Here is a 2,315-nt window from a genome sequence, read left to right as displayed (position 1 = left end):
AGAAGCCGAAGCGGGCCGCCGCCGAGGCGTGATTCGATGTCCGACCTCCCGCCCGACCTGCCGCGGCTGCGGACCCTGGAGCACTGGCTCGCGCTGTCCTTGGACCGTGTCCGTGCCCGGATAGCCGAGGTCGAGACCCGCGAGACCGCGATGCGCCCGGTCCGGGTGCTGCCGCAGGGCCCGGAGTGGGTGATGTCCTACCTCCGCGTGCGCGGCAGCCCCCTCGCCGACAGTGTCCACATCGGCGACTGCAAGCTCGCCGGCCCGCAGAAGAGGCCGCTCAGCGGCGACGACGCCCGCCGTGCGCTCACCGAGGGCGGGATACGGGCCTGCGAAGTCTGCCGGCCCGACTCCGAACTCGGCATCCTCGACTGACGGGCAGCCGTTCCGTGCGGCTGCTACTGGGTGAGAACCCGCCGTGTCCGACCCGACCCTGGACCTCGACGTCCCCGACGTGCGCGCCGAGCAGCTGCACGACTCCGAGCACGCGGCCGTGCTGAGGCGCTCGCCGCCGGGCGGACGATCCGCTGAAGCAAAGGGGTACTCCGTGCGGTCACCGCGCCCCTCACCATGTACAAGGCCGCGCTCGCCCTCACTGCCGATCTCGATTCTCGGGCTGCTCGCTGATCGGATCGACCGAGAGGGCGCAATCGATCGAAAACGCCCCCCAGACGCCTCGTCCTGGCGCCGACCATTCACTCCCACCCGGCCGGCGAAACGCTGCCGTCGGGCTCCCAGCCATACCGCAGGATCTCGCCTGCGGCCCGAAGGCTTACATGGCTCGTCGCGATCACACGGGCGAGCCTCAGCAGCGCGTCGGCGTTCCCGGCGTCGGCGGCCTGCCGGTACAGCCTTTCGGCGCCGTTCCGGTCGGCCTCCTCCCGCAAATCGGCAAGGAGCGGTAGCGCGGCTCCGCTCCGGGCGTCGGCCATCTGCTGGTACAGCCTTTCGGCGCCGTCCCGGTCCCCGGCCTCCTCCCGCAACCGGGCAAGGAACCACAGCGCGTCGGTGTCACCGGGCCAGTCGGCACTCTGTGGCGTGCGTCAGAGGCCGCAGGTAGCGCCCGTAGCGCACACAATGCACATTGATCTAGAGCCCGTTTTGTGCCTCATGTGTCGCTGACCTGCAATTTTCTTTAACCTGCTTTGGGCTCTACATGTTTCACGATGACGCACCATGTTGAGTGCGTGGCGATTCTGGAGCCGGTGAAGAAGGACGCCTGACCTGCAGGTTTACGACTGGTTCGGTGCGCTCGACCTGTTTTCCTTCGTGTAACGGGTCGAGCGGGCAAAATGGTCGCCTCAGCTGGCCCGACCTGCGGTTTCATAGCTGAAGTGCCGTAGCGGCGACGATGGTCGACGCTTGATTCGAAGAATCTTGATGCTCGGATGACGCTCACTTTTGGACTGTGTCCCGGGCGCTGGATCAGGTCTTCGGAGGCCTATGGGGCGGCTCGGAATGACGACCTACCAGGAATCTCATCGGTTCGACCTCGGGATGCTTGTGTCTCGGGATCGGCGGGAGCATCGCATAGTCGCCTCGAATGTGCTTGCGTACTCTGCGGAGGCATACGCAGAGCCCGAGCTCGGCGTCGGCTGAGGACGTTTCCGGCACGCCCTGTCAGACCGTGGCGGTAGGCTCCACCAGGGCATTAGGCATGCCCTTGGGGCCAGTGGCGAGGGAGGCAGGGCAGTGACAGCAACGGGAGGGGACCCGGGGCTCGGGCGCGCAGCGGCTGCGCCTAAGCCGGGGCCCGCCAAGCCCGCCCAGCAGTGGTTTCAGGAGCGGCTCTCGCCCTACTCCTGGGAGCAGGACGCGCTCGACCATGTACGGCGCCTCCTGCCTGCCGTGGAGCCCCACCGCGCTTGGGCGACGTTCTCCTTCACTGCTCAGTCGGGCCGTGTCAACGAGTGCGATCTGCTCGTCGCCGTTCCGGCCGGTCTCTTCCTCGTCGAGATCAAGAGCCACCCCGGCGAGCTCCGTAACACGGGCTCCACCTGGAGCTTCCGCGGCCGTGACCGTGTCCGCACCATCAATAACCCATTGCACTTCAACGACCTTAAGTCCAAAGAACTGCGCAGCCAGCTGCAGTGGGCGGCGCGCAAGCTCTACAAGTCCGACCGCATGGTCCCGCGCATCGAGCCGGCCGTGTTCCTCTCCGCCCCCGACCTGGTCAGCCATCTCGACGAAGTGCAGCGGATCCGCGTGTACGGGCGCGACGACGGCGCGAGCGGCCTGGGACGTATCTGGCAGGATTTTCTGGGCCTGCCGCCGGACCGTTCCGAGCGGCGCATCACCGAGGAGTTCTCCCGCCA

The 2,315-nt window shown here is 67.3% G+C and carries 3 protein-coding genes; 2 read left to right on the top strand and 1 reads right to left on the bottom strand.

Annotated elements, in window-relative coordinates; genetic code table 11:
• The first annotated feature begins 36 nt into the window (after positions 1–36).
• Positions 37–375 (top strand): DUF6233 domain-containing protein, encoded by a 339-nt coding sequence (locus IH13_RS0121255; RefSeq protein ID WP_031086784.1) that lies wholly within the window; start codon positions 37–39, stop codon positions 373–375.
• Positions 376–695: 320 nt separating this feature from the next.
• On the opposite strand, the gene IH13_RS0121250 is transcribed toward IH13_RS0121255, so the two are convergent.
• Positions 696–983 (bottom strand): hypothetical protein, encoded by a 288-nt coding sequence (locus IH13_RS0121250; RefSeq protein ID WP_031086782.1) that lies wholly within the window; start codon positions 981–983, stop codon positions 696–698.
• A gap of 709 nt (positions 984–1,692) precedes the next feature.
• Here IH13_RS0121250 and IH13_RS0121245 point away from each other — a divergent pair.
• Positions 1,693–2,315 (top strand): NERD domain-containing protein (locus tag IH13_RS0121245; RefSeq protein ID WP_199814783.1); only part of this gene is annotated, 623 nt, incomplete at its 3' end.

Source organism: Streptomyces sp. NRRL WC-3549 (assembly GCF_000721935.1).
GTDB lineage: Bacteria > Actinomycetota > Actinomycetes > Streptomycetales > Streptomycetaceae > Streptomyces.
Note: the sequence above shows the minus strand (reverse complement) of the source record. Positions and strands in the feature narration are given on the sequence as shown.

Excerpts from the sequence above, each read along its gene's own strand:
- IH13_RS0121255 (WP_031086784.1), top strand. The coding sequence starts at position 37 with ATGTCCGACCTCCCGCCCGACCTGCCGCGGCTGCGGACCCTGGAGCAC.